At 30.4% G+C, this 22015-nt stretch carries 20 protein-coding genes; 15 read left to right on the top strand and 5 right to left on the bottom strand.

The window, feature by feature from the left end:
* Nucleotides 1–305 precede the first annotated feature (305 nt).
* Complete coding sequence (locus ASC41_RS06120; RefSeq protein ID WP_055435748.1) at nucleotides 306–935, bottom strand: 7-carboxy-7-deazaguanine synthase QueE; 630 nt, start codon at nucleotides 933–935, stop codon at nucleotides 306–308.
* Nucleotides 936–1043: 108 nt separating this feature from the next.
* On the opposite strand from ASC41_RS06120, the gene ASC41_RS06115 reads away from it, so the two are divergent.
* The 8 genes from ASC41_RS06115 (at nucleotide 1044) to ASC41_RS06080 (ending at nucleotide 7648) form a co-directional block, all read left to right on the top strand.
* Nucleotides 1044–1742 (top strand): hypothetical protein, encoded by a 699-nt coding sequence (locus tag ASC41_RS06115; RefSeq protein WP_055435747.1) that lies wholly within the window; start codon nucleotides 1044–1046, stop codon nucleotides 1740–1742.
* Between the two features lie 98 nt (nucleotides 1743–1840).
* The gene (locus tag ASC41_RS06110) at nucleotides 1841–3376 is read left to right on the top strand and encodes a helicase HerA-like domain-containing protein (RefSeq protein WP_055435746.1); all 1536 of its coding nucleotides are present in this window, start codon (nucleotides 1841–1843) and stop codon (nucleotides 3374–3376) included.
* Between the two features lie 106 nt (nucleotides 3377–3482).
* On the top strand, nucleotides 3483–4034 hold the full coding sequence (locus ASC41_RS06105; protein ID WP_055435745.1) for a hypothetical protein: 552 nt from the start codon (nucleotides 3483–3485) through the stop codon (nucleotides 4032–4034).
* A 103-nt stretch (nucleotides 4035–4137) separates the two neighbouring features.
* The gene (locus ASC41_RS06100; protein WP_055435744.1) at nucleotides 4138–5112 is read left to right on the top strand and encodes a YitT family protein; all 975 of its coding nucleotides are present in this window, start codon (nucleotides 4138–4140) and stop codon (nucleotides 5110–5112) included.
* 20 nt (nucleotides 5113–5132) lie between these two features.
* Entirely contained in the window at nucleotides 5133–5498 is a 366-nt protein-coding gene (locus ASC41_RS06095) for a cupin domain-containing protein (RefSeq protein WP_055435743.1), read from the top strand.
* Nucleotides 5499–5550: 52 nt separating this feature from the next.
* Nucleotides 5551–6378, top strand: coding sequence for an alpha/beta hydrolase (locus ASC41_RS06090; protein WP_055435742.1), 828 nt, complete (start codon nucleotides 5551–5553; stop codon nucleotides 6376–6378).
* A gap of 16 nt (nucleotides 6379–6394) precedes the next feature.
* A complete protein-coding gene (gene rluF / locus ASC41_RS06085) occupies nucleotides 6395–7204 on the top strand; it encodes a 23S rRNA pseudouridine(2604) synthase RluF (RefSeq protein WP_055435741.1) in 810 nt (269 codons plus the stop codon).
* A 21-nt stretch (nucleotides 7205–7225) separates the two neighbouring features.
* The gene (locus ASC41_RS06080) at nucleotides 7226–7648 is read left to right on the top strand and encodes a VOC family protein (RefSeq protein ID WP_055435740.1); all 423 of its coding nucleotides are present in this window, start codon (nucleotides 7226–7228) and stop codon (nucleotides 7646–7648) included.
* Here ASC41_RS06080 and ASC41_RS06075 read toward each other — a convergent pair.
* The 4 genes from ASC41_RS06075 to ASC41_RS06060 all read right to left on the bottom strand — a co-directional run bounded on the left by ASC41_RS06075 (nucleotide 7634) and on the right by ASC41_RS06060 (nucleotide 12952).
* Nucleotides 7634–8359, bottom strand: coding sequence for a YwaF family protein (locus ASC41_RS06075; protein ID WP_152971426.1), 726 nt, complete (start codon nucleotides 8357–8359; stop codon nucleotides 7634–7636). The genes ASC41_RS06080 and ASC41_RS06075 overlap by 15 nt on opposite strands.
* 155 nt (nucleotides 8360–8514) lie before the next feature.
* Nucleotides 8515–9399: a bifunctional 5,10-methylenetetrahydrofolate dehydrogenase/5,10-methenyltetrahydrofolate cyclohydrolase gene (locus ASC41_RS06070; RefSeq protein ID WP_055435739.1), complete on the bottom strand. Its 885-nt coding sequence runs from the start codon at nucleotides 9397–9399 to the stop codon at nucleotides 8515–8517.
* A 67-nt stretch (nucleotides 9400–9466) separates the two neighbouring features.
* Nucleotides 9467–10795, bottom strand: a complete 1329-nt coding sequence (gene ffh, locus ASC41_RS06065; RefSeq protein ID WP_055435738.1) for a signal recognition particle protein — start codon at nucleotides 10793–10795, stop codon at nucleotides 9467–9469.
* 150 nt (nucleotides 10796–10945) lie between these two features.
* The gene (locus ASC41_RS06060) at nucleotides 10946–12952 is read right to left on the bottom strand and encodes a LamG domain-containing protein (RefSeq protein WP_055435737.1); all 2007 of its coding nucleotides are present in this window, start codon (nucleotides 12950–12952) and stop codon (nucleotides 10946–10948) included.
* Nucleotides 12953–13093: 141 nt separating this feature from the next.
* On the opposite strand from ASC41_RS06060, the gene ASC41_RS06055 reads away from it, so the two are divergent.
* The 7 genes from ASC41_RS06055 (at nucleotide 13094) to ASC41_RS06025 (ending at nucleotide 21932) form a co-directional block, all read left to right on the top strand.
* Nucleotides 13094–13609 (top strand): RNA polymerase sigma factor, encoded by a 516-nt coding sequence (locus tag ASC41_RS06055; protein WP_055435736.1) that lies wholly within the window; start codon nucleotides 13094–13096, stop codon nucleotides 13607–13609.
* A gap of 76 nt (nucleotides 13610–13685) precedes the next feature.
* On the top strand, nucleotides 13686–14582 hold the full coding sequence (locus ASC41_RS06050; RefSeq protein WP_055435768.1) for a FecR family protein: 897 nt from the start codon (nucleotides 13686–13688) through the stop codon (nucleotides 14580–14582).
* Nucleotides 14575–16860 carry a TonB-dependent receptor plug domain-containing protein gene (locus ASC41_RS06045; protein ID WP_055435735.1) on the top strand — a complete coding sequence of 762 codons (2286 nt, stop codon included), beginning with the start codon at nucleotides 14575–14577 and terminating at the stop codon, nucleotides 16858–16860. Before ASC41_RS06050 ends, ASC41_RS06045 begins: the two co-directional genes overlap by 8 nt.
* An 81-nt stretch (nucleotides 16861–16941) precedes the next feature.
* Nucleotides 16942–17457, top strand: coding sequence for an RNA polymerase sigma factor (locus tag ASC41_RS06040; RefSeq protein ID WP_055435734.1), 516 nt, complete (start codon nucleotides 16942–16944; stop codon nucleotides 17455–17457).
* Nucleotides 17458–17528: 71 nt separating this feature from the next.
* Complete coding sequence (locus ASC41_RS06035; protein WP_055435733.1) at nucleotides 17529–18425, top strand: FecR family protein; 897 nt, start codon at nucleotides 17529–17531, stop codon at nucleotides 18423–18425.
* 52 nt (nucleotides 18426–18477) lie between these two features.
* The gene (locus ASC41_RS06030) at nucleotides 18478–20718 is read left to right on the top strand and encodes a TonB-dependent receptor plug domain-containing protein (protein WP_241489634.1); all 2241 of its coding nucleotides are present in this window, start codon (nucleotides 18478–18480) and stop codon (nucleotides 20716–20718) included.
* A gap of 47 nt (nucleotides 20719–20765) precedes the next feature.
* A complete protein-coding gene (locus tag ASC41_RS06025; protein ID WP_055435731.1) occupies nucleotides 20766–21932 on the top strand; it encodes a M28 family peptidase in 1167 nt (388 codons plus the stop codon).
* Nucleotides 21933–22015 lie beyond the last annotated feature (83 nt).

Raw genomic sequence — 22015 nt, 5'->3', positions numbered from 1 at the left:
CAAATATTGAATTAATGTTTCATTTATAAAACATATAACAACTAAATGCTTTCATATTAAAACTAAAATTAACATTTTAAATGTTAAATGAAATTATTTCAATTGAATTTTAAGAAAAAAGATTTAAAATTGAAATTCAGAAAACAAATTATTAAGCTATTGCAAGAAACAACAAAGATAAAAGCACTAAAATTCACAAAACACTAAATAAAAAGCATAAAAAAACACGCTTCTTTCAATAAAAAAGTAAGCGTGTTATTTATTATAAATATATAAAGAATCCCTAAAACTAAGGATCTTCTATTTTAAGGAATATTTAAATACTTATGTGTCTGTAGAGAAACTTTCCATTTTGGGTTAGCCATAACATAATCAACAATTAAAGGCACCATTGTATCTCTTTTACTCCATTCTGGTTGCAAATATAAAATGCAATCACCATTTACCTTAGCAGCTTGCTCTTCCGCGAAGCGAAAATCGTCTTTATTAAAAATAATACATTTTAATTCGTTGGCATTATCGTAAACGCCTTGTGTTGGGAGTTTCATCTTTTTTGGAGACAAACAAATCCAATCCCATTGTCCAGACAACTCATAAGCACCCGAAGTTTCAATATGAATACTCATATCTTCAGCTTTTAACTGCTTTGTTAATTCCGTCATGTCCCAAGTTAATGGTTCACCACCTGTAACAACAATAGTTTTACTATATTTTTTTGCGTTTGCAACAATTTGCTCAATTCCTGTAGGAGGATGTAATTGTGCATTCCAACTTTCTTTAACATCGCACCAATGGCAACCAACATCACAACCACCAATTCTTATAAAATAAGCAGCTGTACCTTTATGGAATCCTTCACCTTGTATAGTGTAAAATTCCTCCATTAAAGGCAACATTTTCCCTTGATTTACTAAATCTTGAACTTCTTCCGTCATAGCTTGCAAAGATAGAAATTAAGTTAATCTTTTAAGTCTTTAATTATTCTAATTATTTTTTCTAATTTCGCTTCAATAGTAAAAAATAATTCCCTCAACTAATTCTTAATGAAAAACAATTTTCTGTACCTATTAATAGCATCCTTCCTTTACACATCCTCTATTTATTCACAAGTTGCAATTGGCACAACAAACCCTGACGATGGCTCTGCGCTTCAAGTAGATAGTACAACTGGAGCTTTTGTTCCTCCAAGAATGACTACAGAAGAAATGAACTTAATAACCACTCCTCTAACTGGCTCTTTAGTTTTTAACACTACATTAAATTCTTTATGTGTTTATAAAAACAATAAATGGTCTAGCACATCAAACAACAGTATAATACTAAACAAAAGTTATTCTGCTGGAAATGATGCATTAGAAACTCCAGACAATAACTTTATAAATTTTCCAATTGGAACCGCAGATATTATAACTACAAACTCAAGTATTTATCAAGTTATTAGCAATGGTAAACTTAGAATAAAAGAAGATGGCAATTACCTATTTAGTGCATCACTTTCAACTAGAAACATGCCAAGTGGCAATAAAAAATACATTTTAGCCTTAGAAATTAATGGGAATTTAGTCGCCTATTTATCTAGAGGTTTTTCGAGCTTACCAAGTACTGATTATTGGGGAACTAGTGGAAATGTAATGTATCCTGTATCAGCAAACGACTCTGTTACATTTCGCTATGTATTAAATAATGGAGGAGTTGAGTTAGATGCTAGATTTATAAATTTAGGTATTAGCAAACTTGATTAAACTTTAATTATGCAAATACTTTGAAATCATTTATTTGTAGTTGAAAAATGATATTTTTCTTCTTTATCTTTACTATACTTTTATAAAATTAAACCATCATGAGCAGACAAGACGAATTCTTTAAACACATCACAGACGGAAACACCACCAAAGGAGAATTTATAACCTTAGGCTCAGCAATGTTAGATGGCAAAACCATTAAAGACGCTTTTGTAAAAATACCTTTAAAAACCATGAATCGTCATGGCTTAATTGCTGGAGCTACTGGAACTGGGAAAACAAAAACACTCCAAGTTTTAGCTGAGAATTTAAGTGAAAAAGGTATTCCTGTTTTACTTATGGACATAAAAGGTGACTTAAGTGGATTGGCACAACCAAGTCCTGGTCATGAAAAAATAGACGAACGTCATGCTAAAATTGGTTTAGACTTCGAAGCGAAAGGCTTTCCTGTAGAAGTAATGTCGTTGTCTGAACAAGATGGTGTACGCTTACGTGCTACTGTTATTGAATTTGGTCCAGTTTTACTATCTCGTATTTTAGATTTAACAGATACACAATCTGGTGTTGTTGCAGTAATTTTTAAATATTGTGACGACAATAAACTTCCGCTTTTAGATTTAAAAGATTTCAAAAAAATATTACAATACGCTACTAAAGAAGGAAAAGAAGAATTTTCTGATGAATATGGTAGAATATCAAGTGCTTCTACTGGAGCTATTTTACGTAAAGTTGTTGAAATAGAACAACAAGGAGGAGATTTGTTTTTTGGAGAAAAGAGTTTTGAAGTTGAAGATTTATTAAGAACTACAAGAGACGGCAAAGGTTATATAAACATTATTCGCTTAACAGATGTTCAAGATAAACCAAAACTGTTTTCTACATTTATGTTAAGCCTTTTAGCTGAAATTTATGAAACTATGCCTGAGCAAGGTGATTCTGGAAAACCAGAATTAATTATGTTTATAGACGAAGCCCATTTAATTTTCAATGAAGCCTCTAAAGCATTATTAAGTCAAATAGAAAGTATTGTCAAATTAATACGTAGTAAAGGTGTTGGTTTGTACTTTGTTACTCAAAACCCAACCGATGTTCCTGAAGGAGTATTAAGTCAGCTTGGCTTAAAAATACAACATGCTTTACGTGCTTTTACTGCTAAAGACAGAAAAGCAATTAAACTTGCTGCACAAAACTATCCTGATACAGATTATTATGACACTGCTGAAATTCTAACCTCACTAGGAACAGGAGAAGCATTAGTATCTGCATTAGACGAAAAAGGACGACCTACTCCATTAGCTGCAACTATGATGCGTGCTCCAATGAGCCGTATGGATGTGTTAACTAAAACAGAGTTACAAAATTTACTTGACGACTCTAAACTAGTATTAAAATACAATGAAGAGATAGACAGAGAAAGTGCTTACGAAATGCTTAACAAAAGAATTGACAAAGCAGAAGAAGCAAAAATTAAAGCCGATGCTAAAGAAGAGAGAGAAGAAGCCGCAGCTAAAGCGAAAAAAGCAAGTAGAACGACAACAAGAAGGAAAAGCACAGCACAAAATCCAATTATTAAAGTTTTAACTAGCGCTACTTTTATTAGAAGTGTTTTTGGAATCTTAAAAAAGATGATGTAAAAAAGTAAAGCTAGTTCTGGTACTTACCGAAAACAAATCATACAACCCAAATATAATATTACAAAAAGGTTTCCGTCTTTGCGGAAACAAAAAGCAAATAATACCCATGAAAAAAATAGTTTTTACCCTACTTACAATTTCAATACTAATGACATCTTGCAACACAGAAGTCAACCCATTTTCTATATCTAAGCATAATATTGGCTTATTAACAGATTCTACTCAAGTTAAAGATCTTGAAGCAATTTTCGCAAAAGATTCTATCGTAAAAAAAATAGCAGGAGACGAGTTTTTAGGAAATGTAAATGATATTTTAATATTCGAAAAAGGCGGAAAGAAACTATTAGAATTATCACCAACTGAAGCTTTAGACTCTACTGCAACTATTGGTACCATTAAAGTATTAGATTCTCGTTACAAAACAAAAACCGGTATTACAACTCTTAGCACGTTTGGAGATATTAAAGCAAAACACAAAATATCTAGTATAGAAAACACCTTACGAAATGTTGTGATTTTAGTAAATGAAAACAATACATTTTTCACTATTAGCAAAGAGGAATTACCCGGAGAATTACGTTTCGATATGTCTAAAAAAATTGAAGCAACTCATATTCCTGATACTGCAAAAATTAAATACTTTATGGTTGGTTGGTAATTTAATCTTAAATAGCCTAATGACAATTAAGTTGTTTTTTAGACCAAATAGGTTAAAAACCGAAAAGCTTTATTTTTAAATTAAGACAAAAAACTGCAACGTAATGAATCCACTTTTTTCAAAATTATTAGTAGACGTTGCCCGTAAAAGAATAGAAAAAAAACAACTAAAAAAAGAGACCATAACTCCTCAAGAAATTGGTCCAGTTGTAAACAACATAAAAGTAGAAATAAGTCACGCCATAAAAGAGTCTATTTTTATAATTATTGGCGTTTTTTCTGCTGGATTTGGACTTAAAGGATTTTTACTACCTAATCATTTTATAGATGGTGGAGCTACCGGTATTTCTTTATTAATTCAAAATATAACCTCTTTATCACTTGGCGTTTTATTACTAATAGTTAATATTCCTTTTCTATTATTAGCCACACGAACTATTAATACCAAATTTGCTATAAAAAGCTTTATCGCAATAACTTTTCTAGCCGTTGTGGTGCATTATGTAAATTACCCAACCATAACCGATGACAAGTTATTAATTGCCGTTTTTGGCGGTTTTTTCTTAGGTTTAGGAATTGGTATGGCAATGCGTGGTGGCAGTGTTATTGACGGCACAGAAGTTTTAGCTATTTATTTAAGTAGAAAATTCTCGCTTACCATTGGTGATGTTTTACTATTAATTAATATTGTTATTTTCTCGGTTGGCGCTTATACACTTTCTATTGAAACTGCTTTATATGCTATTTTAACATACTTAGCTGCTGCAAAAACCGTTGACTTTGTAGTAGACGGTGTAGAAGAATATGTTGGTGTTACTATAATTTCTGAACATCACGATGCTTTACAAGACATGATTACAAACAAATTAGGTCGTGCTTGTACTATTTACGCTGGAAAAGGAGGCTATAATACAAAAGAAAAAGGGCATGACAAAGACATTATTTATACTATTGTAACAAGACTAGAGCTTGCAAAACTACACACCGAAATAGACAAGATCGATAAAAGTGCTTTTATAATTATGGGCATTGTAAAAGATTTAAGAGGAGGAATGATAAAGAAAAAACCACTTAAATAGTATTTTAAATTGAAGCCAATATGAAGAACAGAAAATACACTATCCAAAACAGTCCGTTTGTTGTACCAACAACCGATGGCAAAGTTATAGAAGAACATTTTGGACAAGCAACAGACGGCAATAAAGACATTAGTATTGCACATATGATTGCTCCTGCTGGCTGGAGTGAGCCATTTCAAACACCCGAATTCGACGAATATACTTATATAATAAAAGGTAAAAAACAATTTATTATTGATGATGAGGAAATTATTTTAGAAGCCGGTCAATCTATTAAAATAGAAAAAAACACGCGTGTACAGTATTCAAATCCTTTTACCATTGCTTGCGAGTACATTGCTATTTGCACACCTGCTTTCTCAATGGATTTGGTAAATAGAGAGTAACGGTATTTCTTATTAAAACAATTACAATAATTCTAAAAATGATCTAGTATAGATGTCCAATACAATAATAAAAATTATAGGTAACTCTTTAAACGCTATAAGTTATATTTCTCCAAAATATGCTTCGGATAAAGCATTAGATTTATTTGCTACTCCAAGAAAAGGACGCGTTTTAGAGAAACAAAAAGCTTTTTTAGATTCGGCAGAAACACATCAATTAAAACATGAGAATCTTAATATCTTAACATATAATTGGAAAGGTGCAGGTAAAACTATTTTACTCGCTCATGGTTGGGAAAGTAATACACACCGTTGGGAAGTTTTAATTAATCAACTAAAAGCATTAAATTATAATATTATTGCACTTGATGCTCCTGCACATGGCGCTTCTAGCGGAAAACAGTTTAATGCAGTTATGTATTCAGAATGTATTCATCTTGCAGCAGAACATTACAAAGCAGACATAATAATTGGACATTCGGTTGGAGGAATGGCTACAGGTTTTTACCAAAATAAATATCAGAATAAAAATTTAGAAAAACTTATTTTACTTGGAGCTCCATCTGAATTCACAGGCGTATTTAAACGCTATGTAGATATGATGGGTTATAATAAACGTATTGAAAACGGACTAAACAATTTAGTCTTAAAACGTTTTAACAATTTACCGTCTTATTTCTCTTTAGCTAATTTCGCTAAAAACATAGATACTAAAACACTTATTATTCACGATGTTGAGGATAAAATCATCCCATATAATGATGCTGAGATGATTGCAAAAAATCATAAAAATGCTACTTTTATCACTACAAAAGGATATGGACACGGTTTACGAAATGAGATTGTTAACAATCATATTCTAGAATATATCGCTAGTTAAATTGTAACTTTGCATTATGGAAGAAAAACTTACTAGACTTAATAAATACCTCAGCGAAGCAGGTTATTGTTCACGTCGCGAAGCAGATAGACTTATAGATGCAGGACGTGTAACTATTAATGGATCTGTTCCAGAATTAGGAACAAAAGTAACCCAAAACGATGTTGTAGAAGTCGATGGTAAATCGATTACAGAACGTAAAGCAGATTTTGTATATCTCGCTTTTAATAAACCTGTAGGTATTGTTTGCACAACCGATACTCGTGTTGAAAAAGACAATATTATTGATTATATAAAATATCCAAAACGTGTTTTTCCTATTGGTAGATTAGATAAACCGAGTGAAGGTTTAATTTTCCTTACAGACGATGGAGACATTGTAAACAAAATTTTACGTGCAAGTAATAATCATGATAAAGAATATATTGTAACCGTAGACAAACCAATATCGCAAACGTTTATTAAACGTATGGCAGGAGGTATTTATCTTGAAGACCTAGATAAAACAACTAAAAAATGTACGGTTAGAAAAATAGACTCTCATACTTTTAGTATCATTCTAACACAAGGTTTAAACAGACAAATTAGACGTATGTGCGAATATTTAACTTACGAAGTTACCTCGCTTAAACGTACTCGAATTATGAATATTAAGCTTGATGTCCCTGTAGGTGAATACCGTGAATTTACTGCTGATGAATTAAAGACTTTAAACATGCTTTTAGTAGATTCAGACAAGCACTATAAAGAATCTAAACAAGATATCAAGCCTACAGAAACTAAAGAAACAAACAAAATTCATTCTATTAATAGAAGAAAAGAGTAATACTATTTAACGTTATAAATTATGTCACAATTATCGCCATTTCACATTGCTATTCCTGTTCATAATTTAGCTGAATGTCGTGTATTCTATCGCGACATTTTAAACTGTGAAGAAGGTAGAAGTAGTGACCATTGGATAGATTTTAACTTTTTTGGACATCAATTAGTTATCCATTATAAAGAACAATCTTTAGAAGAAACTAAAACCAATACTGTGGATGGTAAACATGTACCTGTTCCGCATTACGGTGTTGTTTTACCTTGGGATAGTTTTCACGCTTTCGCGGAAGACCTAAAACTTAAAAACATTAAGTTTATTATAGAACCATACATTCGTTTTGAAGGCTTAGTTGGAGAACAAGCAACAATGTTTTTTAAGGATCCTGCAGATAATGCTTTAGAGTTTAAAGCCTTTAAAGATAGAAGTCAGTTATTTGCTAAATAGTTTTTTAGCTTTATCAGCAATAAAAAAAGGCAAATAGATAACTAGAAAGTAAGGGATTAAAATCATCTCAACCACTATTAAATACGTTGGCCAATCTCCTAAATAATCTAAAGCAGATGCTGAATTCGGCTTTTTATTTAAATAAGAATAATTAGCATCTAAAAGATAATTAACACAAAAAATAGCAAGCATATACACTTGTATAGCTAAAAAAGACTTAAACATACTCTTCCATGTTGGTCTCATTTTAAAAACAAAAATCGCATAAAAAATAACAACTATTAACCCTAAATGTGCTATCCAATAACGAAAGTAATCTAAACTTGGAAAACCTACCGAAATGTCTGGCGTAATTACACCTTGAGAAGTTCCTGCTATAATCCAAAATAATAAAATTTCGAAAAGCCAATATTTTCTACTATTGGTAAAAAGGAAAATAAAAAGCGCCATAAAGCTACATAGAAACAATGGCAAATCTGTTACTAGATAATAGTTTCCTTTTATAATAAGATTTGCATGAAATACTAAAACTGTTAAAGACACAAAAAGACCTATACCTTTAAAAACAAGCTCTTTTTGCTTATTATTAAATCTGTTTTTAGAGAACCATATTAGAATAGTTGCAAAAACTAAAGCAACTACAATTGGAATAATATGCTGAAGGCTTCCTATTTCTACGGAGCCAATATAATTAAGTTTAGAAAAAATCACGTTACGAATATACTTAATGAATTTTAAAACGATTAATAATAAATTTGAATCACTTCTGGTTGAACTTAAAAAAAAATCGAATTATAACATGAGTTACAATTCGATTTTATATTGAAATAAAAGAAACTATTAAAATGAGTTCTTTTTATAATCTATTAGACGTTTGCTCTGTGACGCTCTCTTGCTAATAATGTATTTTTTAATAACATTGCAATTGTCATAGGTCCTACTCCACCAGGAACTGGTGTAATAAAACTTGCTTTTTTACTTACATTTTCAAAATCTACATCTCCAGTTATTACATAACCTTTTGGATGTGATTCGTCTGGTACACGTGTAATACCAACATCTATAATTACAGCATCATCTTTTACCATTTCTGCTTTTAAGAAATTAGGAACTCCTAATGCCGAAATAATAATATCTGCTTGAGATGTAATTTGTGTAATGTTTTTAGTGTGACTATGTGTTAGTGTTACTGTAGAGTTACCAGGAAATCCTTTTCTTCCCATTAATATGCTCATTGGTCTTCCAACAATATGAGAACGGCCAATAACTACAGTATGTTTTCCTTTGGAATCTACATTATATCTATCTAATAACTCTAAAATACCAAATGGTGTTGCAGGAATAAAAGTAGACATATCTAATGCCATTTTACCAAAATTCATTGGATGGAAACCATCAACATCTTTATCTGGGTTTACAGCCATTAATACTTTTTGAGTATCTATTTGCTCTGGTAAAGGCAATTGAATAATAAAACCATCGATATCATCATTATTATTTAATTCTTCAATTTTATCTAATAATTCAACCTCGCTTGTTGTGTTAGATAAACGCACCATTGTAGACTCGAAACCAACACGCTCGCATGCACGAACTTTACTACCAACGTAAGTTAAACTTGCGCCATCATTACCAACGATAACAGCAGCTAAATGCGGTACTTTTTCGCCATTAGCTTTCATTTTATCAACTTCAGCTTTGATTTCGTTTTTAATATCGTTACTTACTTTTTTACCGTCAAGTATAGTCATTATTGTATTACTTTAATTGGTTGCCTTTATCGAGTATAACTTTATATTATAAATTAAAAAACAGAAATTACTTCATGTTTTTCATTGCATTCATCATTGCTTTTCCTTTTCCACCTTGCATCATCTTCATCATTTTGCTCATTTGGTCGAACTGCTTTAAAAGTTGATTTACTTGTGTTACAGAGGTTCCTGATCCCTTTCCAATTCGCTTTTTACGACTTGCATTAATTACTGAAGGATTAGTTCTTTCTTGAATAGTCATAGAATGAATAATCGCTTCAATATGCTTAAAAGCATCATCGTCTATATCAACATCTTTCATCATTTTTCCTGCTCCAGGAATCATGCCTACAAGATCTTTCATATTACCCATTTTCTTAATCTGCTGAATCTGCTTTAAGAAATCATCAAATCCGAATTGGTTTTTAGCAATTTTCTTCTGTATTTTTCTTGCTTCTTCTTCGTCAAATTGCTCTTGAGCTCTTTCAACTAAAGATACAACATCTCCCATTCCAAGAATACGATCTGCCATACGTGAAGGATAGAAAATATCTATAGCTTCCATTTTCTCACCTGTACCAATAAACTTAATTGGTTTGTTTACTACAGATTTAATAGAAATCGCAGCTCCACCACGAGTATCACCATCTAATTTTGTTAGAATTACACCATCAAAATTTAAGACATCGTTAAAGGCTTTTGCTGTATTTACAGCATCTTGACCTGTCATAGAATCCACTACAAATAGCGTTTCTTGAGGCTCGATAGCTTTATGTATGTTCGATATTTCGGTCATCATGGCTTCATCTACAGCTAAACGACCAGCTGTATCAATAATTACCACATTATGTCCATTTTCCTTTGCATGTGCGATACCTGCTAATGCAATGGCAACTGGATCTGTATTACCTTTATCGCTATAAACATCTACTTTTATTTGATCTCCTACTACATGTAATTGATCTACGGCTGCTGGACGGTAAACATCACAAGCAACTAATAAAGGTTTCTTTGTTTTTTTAGTTTTTAAGAAATTTGCTAATTTTCCAGAAAATGTTGTTTTACCAGAACCTTGTAAACCAGACATTAAAATTACTGTTGGAGTCCCAGAAAGGTTAATACCTGCAGCATCTCCTCCCATAAGCTCGGTTAATTCGTCTTTAACGATTTTAACCATTAATTGCCCTGGTTGTAATGTTGTTAATACATTAGCTCCTAATGCTTTTTCTTTTACGCGATTGGTAAAATCTTTAGCTATTTTAAAGTTAACATCGGCATCTAAAAGTGCACGTCGTACTTCTTTTAAAGTCTCGGCTACATTAACTTCTGTAATGCTTCCATGACCTTTTAGTACGTGTAGCGCTTTATCTAACTTTTCACTTAAATTATTAAACATAATTTTTTCTGTTTTTAAGAAGCACAAAAATAGGAATTTGAAGCTTATTTACGAAGTTTCGGATACAAATAATTCCATAAAAAAAGGTTACTAAATTTAGTAACCTTTCTGTATTGCTAATAATTAACTTAACAAAAAACTATATTTTAACTATAAGCAGTTATAACATTCTCCATTCAAAGTAAATAATGTGTTTACTTCATTTGGGTTAAGTGTTTTTTTATAAACTCTTAAATCGTCTAAATGCCCAACAAAACCTTCTCCTATAATATATGCACTTGCTGGCTGAGAACCAATATTTAAAGTTGAGTTTTCGGTAACATTTCTTTGTATTCCATCTCTATATAGTTTAACGGTGTTATTAGCATCTACTGTTACAACTAGATGATGCCAATCTGTATTTACCCATTCTACATCAACCTCACCATTCCAGTCGTTATCCCAAAGATTAAAATTTGAATTATCAGAAAATAATGGTGTATTTAAATCGTAAACTCCCAACTGAAATCCTTGAGTTGCATTTCCTGGTGACCTAAAGATCATCTCTAAATCTCCAGCATCTGTGTTTTGCATTTTAAACCAAACGCTAATAGAAAAGCTGTCTCCCTGAATAAGTTGATTATCTCCATTTATAGGTATTTCAAATGTATCATTTCCTGTAAATGCCATAGCACACAAAGAGTTCCCGCTTCTATCTTCTATAAATGTATTTGTGATACTTTGTGCATTAAAACCGCTTATTAAATCGTGAGCTTCTTCTGCAAAAGGCATATAAATTATTAAATCGTTTAACAAAACACCTGGATTATCACAACAGTCATTAACAATTAATGTAATTGGATACACCTCATAAGCATCAGGATTTGTAGTTAATCCTACACGAGCATATATCGTTTGTAAATTCACTACTGTATTTATAAAATTACTTGGTGTAGCAATTGAATTCATGTTTGCAACTGCATCCGATTCTGTTACGTGATATGACATCGTAGATATAGCAGGTAAAATACAATTTGGAAAACCTGTAGTTAAATCAAACTCTGCAAAACCATCAACTATATCACCATCGCAAGCACTAATTTCGGCATCTGCATCTTCAAAACAATCAAATGGATTATTTGAATCGCAATCTTGTTCTAAAACCATAGTTTGGTTTCCATTTATCAAAACTAATTCATCATTAGTGCATTCTGCAAAAACCCATGATCCTGTTAAAGGAGCCGAATTAGTATCTATATTCAATATAATCTCTCCGTTTGCAACTTCCAACCACCAATCTCCTCCAAATTGATTATTAAGAACTCCATTTGAAGTAAACTCAGCATCTTCATAACTCGTTAATCCTGAAGGACTAGTTATTGCAATATCCCAAAGACATTCTACAAGCACTAACTCTATAGCATCTTCAGAACATTCAAAATCATCATCATTCCAATCGTAATCATCGTCTTCATCACAATTATCTTCTGCATCTGTAATTGCTGCTTCTAACTCTTGATTACTATTAACAATTACAGTATTACCATTACTTAAAACCATTGTAATAGGAAAATTTAAACTTGCTAAAACACCTCCTTCTATATCGTTAACAAAATTGTATAGTGTTTCATCATCTTCAATAACAACTGTCTCCGTAACTTGAAAATTAGAATTATAAATAGAAACACTTATTGGGTATAGAAAATCTATACATTCTATGTCATCATCATCTTCATTTTCTCCATTACATAACTCTATTTGAGTCTCTAATTCTGCTTGATTATTAATTACTATTTCGGTATAATCATTTAAAGTTACGGTAATAGGAAAAGTAAAAACAATCTCGTCTCCATCATCTGCAAAAGCATCTAAAAGTGTTTCGAGAGTGTTATAATCTGTAGAGCTTTCAATAGTTATAGTTACTCCATTTGCCGCAATTGTTACAGGTAAAACGACTTCTAAACAATTGGCATAATCTAATATATTATCTACAGAACCATCATTAGAGGTTGTTTTACTCATTAAATTAGCTATTGTAGAATTAGCTTCAATAATATCTTCTTCTGGTGGGTTTGTAATCTCTGTCTCTTCCGTTTGACAGGACTGTATTAATGCAAAAATAATAAGCGGTAAAAAAAGGAGCTTTTTAAAATTCATAATTCTTAAAGTTGGTTTCATAATGTTCGATTTTAATTAATGTTTCTTTTTCAAAGCAATTCATTATTAACTTCAATAATAAGACAGGATACTTTTAAAATTCCCTACCCACCAATTAAAAAAAATTATATTTGAGAAAAATAAGCTAACTTTTCCCAACTTATGGACAAAGATCTTTATAAAAATATATGTGAGCAATCGCGCTTTGAAGTCTTTTACAAAAAGCATTCAAAAAACTTACATGATTTTTTGTACTATAAATTTGGTGAGCGCTTAAGTCCACAAGATAAAACACAAGAAGCTTTTATTAAATTATGGGAAAACTGTAAAAAAATAACTCCTGGAAAAGCAAAAAGCTATTTATACACTACTGCAAATAATTTAATGCTCAACGAAGTTGCTCATCAAAAAGTTGTTTTAAAACACACAAAAATAGAACGAACAAACTACTCTAATGAATCTCCAGAGTTTTTAATGGAAGAAGATGAATATAGAAAAAAACTAGAAAAAGCAATTGCGAATTTAACAGAACCTCAACGTATTGCTTTTTTAATGAACAGAACTGAAGGTAAAAGATTCAAAGAGATTGCCGAAATTTTAGACATTAGTACTAAAGCAGTCGAAAAACGTATTTATGGTGCTTTAAAGAAATTACGAAAAGAGATTGATGGTATTTAATACGATATAAATTAAATATTTTTTTACAATGGGTAGGAGATTTTAAAAGTATCCTGTCTTATACATGAAGATTGTTATGGAAAAAGAAGAATTGATAAAAAAATGGTTAGATAAAGACTTGAATCCTCAAGAATTAAAAGCCTTCGAAGCTCTTGAGGATTATCAATCTTTAATTAAGTTGTCTACTTATACAGAAGAGTATAAAGCACCTAGTTTTAATACAGATAAATCTTTTGACATCCTTTCTGAAAAAATTGAGAATAAAAAACAAGCTAACAAAAACTGGTTTAAACCAGTATTAAAAGTTGCTGCTGTTTTGGCTATTTGTCTTGGCTCATACTACTACACAACAACACTTGACACTAAATTTAGTAGTGATTTTGCTCAAAAAGCGAATATAGAATTACCCGACTTATCTTTGGTAAATTTAAACGCATCATCTAAAATCTCTTTTAATAAAAAGGATTGGGACAAAAAAAGAGAAGTAACACTAGATGGAGAAGCCTTTTTTAAAGTAAAAAAAGGAAGCACATTTAATGTAATCACAAATACTGGTAAAGTAACAGTTTTAGGCACACAGTTTAATGTAAAACAGCGCTCTAATTATTTTGAAGTTACCTGTTATGAAGGTTTGGTTGAAGTAACATATAAGGCTACTAAAATTAAACTTAATCGTGGTGAATCCTTTTTATCATTAAACGGAAAAATAAAAAACGACAATACAATTTCTAATGTTAAGCCAGATTGGCTTAATAGCATGAGTACATTTAAAAGCATTCCATTAAGTAATGTATTAAACGAATTTGAGAGACAATACGATATTACTATTGACGCTTCACAAATAGACACTTCTCAAATTTACACAGGAAAATTTACTCACACTGATATCGAAATAGCAATAAAATCGATTACTGAACCAGTACATTTAAATTATATAATAAAGAACAAAACTATTATTTTAACGCTTGAATAAATTTACGCTATTTCTATTTGTTTTTTTTGTTGGTTACTTTTCTGTTTTTTCTCAAAACAAAAGGCAAGCATTAGTTGATGTATTGGACCTTATTGAAAAACAATTTAATATCAACTTTTCTTATGCAGATAAGGATATTAGTGATATTCTAATTATTTATAAAAAAGAAGATAATTTAAAAGCTATTTTAAATTCGTTAGAAAAACAAACCCAACTTAGGTTTAACAAATTAAATAATGAGTTTATTACTATTTCAAAATTAAAAGATAGAGAAAACCACTTTAAGTTTCAAAAACTTGAAGAAGTCGTTATCTCAAACTATTTAACCTCTGGAATCTACAAGAACAATACAGGAAGCATTACCATAAAACCAAAAGAATTTGGCATTTTACCTGGCTTAATAGAACCAGATGTATTGCAAACCATAAAATCCTTACCTGGTGTTTTGAGTGCTGATGAAACTATTTCGAATATTAATATTCGTGGTGGTACACACGATCAAAACTTATTACTTTATGATGGCATAAAAATGTACCAATCTGGTCATTTTTTTGGTTTAATATCGGTTTTTAATCCCTATCTAACAAAAAACGTTTCGGTCTATAAAAATGGAACTAGTGCTAAATATGGCGATGGTGTTTCTAGTGTTATTGATATGCAATTGTCAGACAGTTTAAGTCAAAAATCTAAAGGTGGATTAGGTATTAACTTAATTAATGTTGATGGTTTTACTTCACTCCCATTAAGTGAAAAAACAGAATTACAGGTTGCAGCAAGGCGTTCTGTAACAGATCTTATAAATACACCAACTTACAATGCGTATTTTAAACGTGTCTTTCAAGATTCTGATTTAACAAATAAAGATGATGCTTCTATTTCAAAAAACGAGGACTTTTATTTTTATGATTTATCATTAAAGTTTTTATACGATATTTCTAAAAAAGACAAGCTTCGTTTTAACTTTATAAATATCTACAATGCTTTAAATTACGAAGAACAATCTATTATGAATTCAATAAATGAATCTTCAAAAAGTGAATTAAAACAAAAAAGTTTAGCTTCAGGATTAAGCTACCAACATAACTGGAATAATAAGCTAAGTACGTATGCTCAACTTTATTATTCTAATTACGATTTAGATGCTACAAATTATGACATTTTAAACAACCAACGTTTAATTCAAGAAAACAAAGTTATAGATGCTGGATTTAAACTTGAAACTAACTATAGTCTTAGCAAGTATATTAATTTAAATACTGGGTTTCAATTTTCAGAAATAGGCATTAGCAATTTAGAAGACGTTAACAATCCATTATTTAGACGTTACATTAAGCGTGTTATTCGTAGCTACGCAAGTTATATTGAAACTAATTATTTATCCAAAAATAAAAGCACTTTACTTAAACTAGGAGTTAGAGACAATTATTATAAAAAATTTAATATTCATATTGTAGAACCACGTTTGCATATTAGTCAACAATTTCTGGAACATTTTAGAGTAGAAATTTCAGGTGAATACAAAAGCCAAAGCACATCACAAACTATAGATTTACAAAAGGATTTTTTAGGCATAGAAAAGCGTAGATGGGTCTTAGCAAACAATACTACTATTCCAATTATTAAAAGTAAACAAGTAAGTTTAGGAGTTACCTACAATAAAAACAAATTATTAATAAGTGCCGAAGGCTATATAAAAAAGGTTGATGGAATTACAACTAGAAGTCAAGGTTTTTTAAACCAATATCAATTTATTAATGCTATTGGAAGTTACCAAGTTAAAGGTGTCGATTTTTTAATAAACAAACAATTTAATAATATTTTTAGTACATGGCTAAGCTATAGTTATAGTTCAAATTTATATACTTTTAGTACTTTAAATAAAGGGAAAGAATTCCCAAATAATGTAGACATTAATCACGTTATTAATTTTGCCAGCGCTTACACTTTAAAAGACCTAAAAATAGGCTTAGGATTAAACTGGCACTCAGGAAAGCCATATACCATACCTTTGAAAAACAAGCCTATCTTTGATAACGGAATTAATTACCAATCCCCAAATAGCAGTCGTTTAAATAATTATTTAAGAGTAGATTTCTCAACTACTTATCAGTTTAAGTTAAATAATAACAAAGCTATTATTGGTGCTTCTATTTGGAATATTATTAATAAAAAAAACACACTTGATAGTTATTATTTAATGAATAATGAAACAGTATCTAAAGTCGAAAATACATCACTTGGATTTACACCTAATATTAGTTTCAGACTTAATTTTTAACACACCTTATTTATATAATTGCTAAAAAAATGTGCCATACTATGATTCCTTTTTTTACTTTTAAGAAATTTTAAAACCGTAATGCCTAAAAAATTACATAATAACATTTGTGAAGAACATCTTTTTAATTCTTTATTTAAGAAGCATTCACAGGATCTAAATAACTTTTTGCATTACAAATTTGGCGAACGTTTAAACCCTAAAGACAAGACACAAGAAGCTTTTATTAAGCTGTGGGAAAACTGTAAAAAAGTAACTCCTGAAAAGGCAAAAAGTTTTCTTTTTACAATTGGCAACAATTTAATGTTGAATGAAACCAAACATCAAAAGGTTGTTTTAAAATATCAGCAAACAAAACCAAAACACTATACTAATGAGACTCCAGAATTTGTTTTGGAAGAAAAACAGTATATGAAAAAATTACAAATAGCATTAGCAAACTTAAGTGAAGCACAACGTGTAGCATTTTTAATGAATAGAATTGATGGCAAAAAACATAAAGAAATTGCTGAGGTTTTAGGAATTAGTACAAAAGCTGTAGAAAAACGCATTTATGGTGCTTTAAAAAAGTTACGTAAAGACATTAGTGAACTATAATTTTTATAATAAATTACTTTTAAGGTAGGAGTTTATATACTTATGTTGTTATATAATTGATTACAAATAAAATGGAAAGAGAAGTATTAATAAAGAAATGGTTAAGTAACAACCTAAATTCGCAGGAATTTCAAGCTTTTAAACAGCTAGAAGACTTCAACGAATTAACTAGGCTGAACGCTGCATTACAAGATTTTAAACCTCAAGAACTTGAATCTGATATTGAATTAGAAAGATTAAACATTGCCTTAAAAACAAAATCAAAAAAACAAAATAATTGGTTAAAACCTTTTATGCGTATAGCTGCAATTTTAGCTATTTGTATTGGATCTTACTATTACACTACTACGCTAAACACTAATATAGCAACCGAATTTGCACAAAAAGAAAACATAGTTTTACCCGATGATTCTCAAGTAAAATTAAATGCTAAATCTACTTTAGCTTTTAATAAAAAAAGTTGGGAAGATGCTAGAAATCTTGACCTAAATGGAGAAGCTTATTTTAAAGTTGCCAAAGGCTCTAAATTTACGGTACATACAACGGCTGGAAATATTTCTGTTTTAGGTACTGAATTTAATATTAATAATAGAAATAATCTTTTTGAAGTTATTTGTTATGAGGGTTCTGTAAAAGTAGAACACAACAAAACTAGTCGTATTTTAAAACCCGGAGAAAGTTTTTTAATACTAGACAATAAATTAGTTGAAAGACCAAAAACTGATGATACTAGTCCGTTTTGGATTAACAACGAATCTTCTTTTAAAAGTATGCCTTACGCTCAAGTAATAGCAGAGTTTGAAAGACAATACAATGTCACATTTAGCGTTAATAATATAGACATTAACGAAGTATTTTCAGGTAGTTTTGCACATAATAATTTGGATATTGCATTGCAAGCCATCACTATTCCGCTTAACTTAGCCTATACTAAAAACAACAATAAGATATCGCTAAAGCGTGAGTAAAAAAATTACGTTCACTCTCTTAATTATCCTATTCTTTTTTAGTTTTATTAGTGTGAACTCTCAAACTTTTAAAACTGAAACAATTCCTCTTATAACAGTTTTAAAAGCTTTAGAAAAACGTTTTGACATTAGATTTACCTATGCAGACAAAACTACAGAAGGTGTAAAAATCACAGAACCTTCAACACTACTCTCTTACAATGATGCCATAACTTACCTAAGAACAAACACTAATTTAAACTTTAAAATTATAAACAGTCGTTTTGTTGCCATTGCTCCTAGTAAAAAAAGAACAAGACCAATAGAAGCGCTTGAAGAGGTGCAACTAAATACTTATTTAACAACAGGTATTACTAAAACAAAAACTGGAGAAGTTGTTTTAAATCCAGATGAGTTTGGTATTCTTCCTGGCTTAATAGAAGCTGATGTATTGCAAACCGTACAAGCTTTGCCGGGTGTTTTAAGTATAAACGAATCGGTTTCCAACCTTAATGTTCGAGGTGGCACTCACGATCAAAACTTAATTCTTTGGGATGGTATAAAAATGTATCAATCTGGTCATTTCTTCGGCTTAATTTCTGCTTTTAATCCTAACTTAATTTCTAATGTAGTTATATCTAAAAATGGTACAAGTGCTTTATACGGCGATGGTGTTTCTAGTACAATAGATATGCGTTTGGATACTAATACAAATAAAGAAAGTTCCTATGGCTTGGGTTTAAATTTAATTCAAGCCGATGCATTTACAAAGTTAAAATTACAAGACAATATGGAATTACAGTTATCTGCAAGACGTTCGATTACAGATGCTGTAAATACTCCAACTTATCAGCAGTATTTTGATCGTATCTTTCAGGATTCGGACATTAATAATACTTCTGAAGGCAATAAAAACTCAACCTCTAACGAAAATTTTTATTTTTACGATATAAGTGCAAAGTTACTACATGACCTTTCATCTAAAGATAAATTAAGACTTAGCTTTACTACAGTTTTTAATACATTAGATTATCTAGAAAACAGCACTACAACTGCTTTAATTAGCGGAATTACGCAACGAAATCTTGCCGCTGGATTAAACTATAATAGGCAATGGAGTTCGTTTTTAAGTAGTGAAGTACAACTAAACTTGTCTGACTACAAACTAAATGCTACTAATTTTGATATAGAAAACAACCAACGTTTACTACAAAATAATGCTGTTAAAGATTATGGTATAACACTTCAACTTAAACTAGATTTTAACGAACGCTTACGTTGGACTAATGGTTACCAATATTCTCAAGTAAGCGTCACCAATTTAGAGGAAATAAACGATCCAGAATATAGAAGTGAGATGGAGCATGAGGTTAGTACACATTCCACTTTTAGTGAATTTACTTTTTCTTCTTATAACAATAGAACACATTTAAAAATTGGTACTAGAAGTAATTATTATAAGCCTTTTAATGTATTATTACTAGAACCACGCTTAAGTTTTAATCATAAATTTCTAAAACATTTTAAAGTTGAATTACTAGGTGAGTTTAAAAGCCAAGTAACGTCACAAGTAATAGACCGTCAAAACGATTTTTTAGGCATAGAAAAACGCCGTTGGGTGTTAGCAAATAATACTACCCTACCAATTATAGAAAGTAAACAAACTTCTATTGGCTTACATTACAATAAAAACAAGCTTTTGGTAAGTGCAGAAGCGTTTATAAAACATGTAGATGGTATAACTACAAAAAGTCAAGGTTTTCAAAACCAATATCAAAACATTAATGCCATTGGGAATTATGAAACTAAAGGCATCGATTTTTTAATTAACAAGCAATTTAATGCTTTTAGCTCTTGGCTAAGCTACTCTTTAAGTAATAACGATTATTCATTTTCAACACTAAACAATGCGCAAGCCTTTGCCAATAACACTGCTGTTTCTCATGCTTTAACTTTTGCAGGTACTTACACTGTTAATAATTTAAAACTAGCATTAGGTTTTAATTGGAATTCCGGAAAACCCACTACTACCCCTAATGATGTTCAGCCAATTTTTGATAATAACATTAACTATAATACTGCTAATAAAACTAATTTAGATGATTATTTTAGAACTGATTTTTCTGGAACTTATAATTTAAATTTAGCTAGAAATACGAAAGCTGAAATAGGTTTTTCAATCTGGAATATACTTAACCGAAAGAATACACTTAACAGCTACTACATTTTAAACGAAGATGAATCTATATCTAAAATTGAAAACAAGTCGCTTGGCTTTACTCCTAATTTGAGTTTTAGAGTTCGTTTTAAATAACATACATTTGTTTATATGCATCAAACTTTTTATAAAAATCAACAATAATGAAACAAGTACTACAAACTTTAGTAATCCTTTTTACTTTTAGTATTTCTTCTTTAAGTGCCCAAACATATAACTCGTATTATAACTCTATTGTTACAGATGTTTCTTCTTCTAACATATTGGCAGATTTAATAACATTCGAAAATTTTGGAGTTAAAGAAGCTGGATCTACTGCAATTGGTAATACCCAAAGTTGGATTAAAACAAGATATCAAGACTTAGGTTATACAGATATAGTTGAGCAACCTTTTAGTTACGGAGGCAATACAACTAATAACATTATTATTACCAAAATAGGCTCTGTATACCCAAATACCTTTCTTATAATAGATGCACATTACGATACTATAAACGGACCTGGAACAAATGATAATGGAAGTGGTACAGTACTAATTATGGAAATAGCCAGACTATTAAAAAATGTAAACACAGAGTATTCTCTAAAATTCATTCATTTTAGTGGTGAAGAAGTTGGTTTAATAGGAAGTAATTATTATGTAAATAATACAGTAATACCAGATAATTTAGATATTTCTCTTGTACTTAATATCGATGAAGTTGGAGGCGTTAATGGCTTAATAAACAATACTATTGTTTGCGAAAACGATCAAGATAATACACCAAGCGCTAACAATGCTGCTTCTGTAGTCTCTACTACTATTATGGCTAATTGCTTTAGCTTATATTCTAATTTAGCCACCGAGATTTCTTATGCTTATGCATCAGACTATGTTCCTTTTCAAAATAATGGAGAAATAATTACTGGTCTTTATGAAAAAAATGAAACTCCACACGCTCATACTAGTTCAGATACTTTAGCGAATATGGATGTTAACTATCTTTTTGAAGTTACCAAAGGCGCATTAGGTACTGCTTTAGAGTTTGCTATTGGCATCAATAGTCTAGATGTTACTACTTTTAGCTCAAACAGTACTATTAGTTTTTACCCCAATCCTTCTTCTGGGATATTTAACATTAAATTAAACGATAATATCGTTGAAAATTTTGAGCTAATAATCTTAGATATATTAGGGAAAGAAGTTTACAAATCTAAAATAAACAACCAAATAGAAACTATAGATTTAAGTTTTTTAAATAAAGGTGTTTATTTAGCTTCTCTAAAAAATGATAAGGCTAGAATTACAAAAAAGTTAGTAATTCAATAAAACTAAAAACACGTTTTATCAAAAAATGATATAGTTTACATCACACTTTTAGATCTATACCTTTCTTTGTATCTTAATTAAAG

Origin of the sequence: Lacinutrix algicola (assembly GCF_001418085.1) — a bacterium.
In the GTDB taxonomy this organism is placed as follows: domain Bacteria; phylum Bacteroidota; class Bacteroidia; order Flavobacteriales; family Flavobacteriaceae; genus Lacinutrix; species Lacinutrix algicola.
This window is presented reverse-complemented; position numbering and strand designations above follow the sequence as displayed.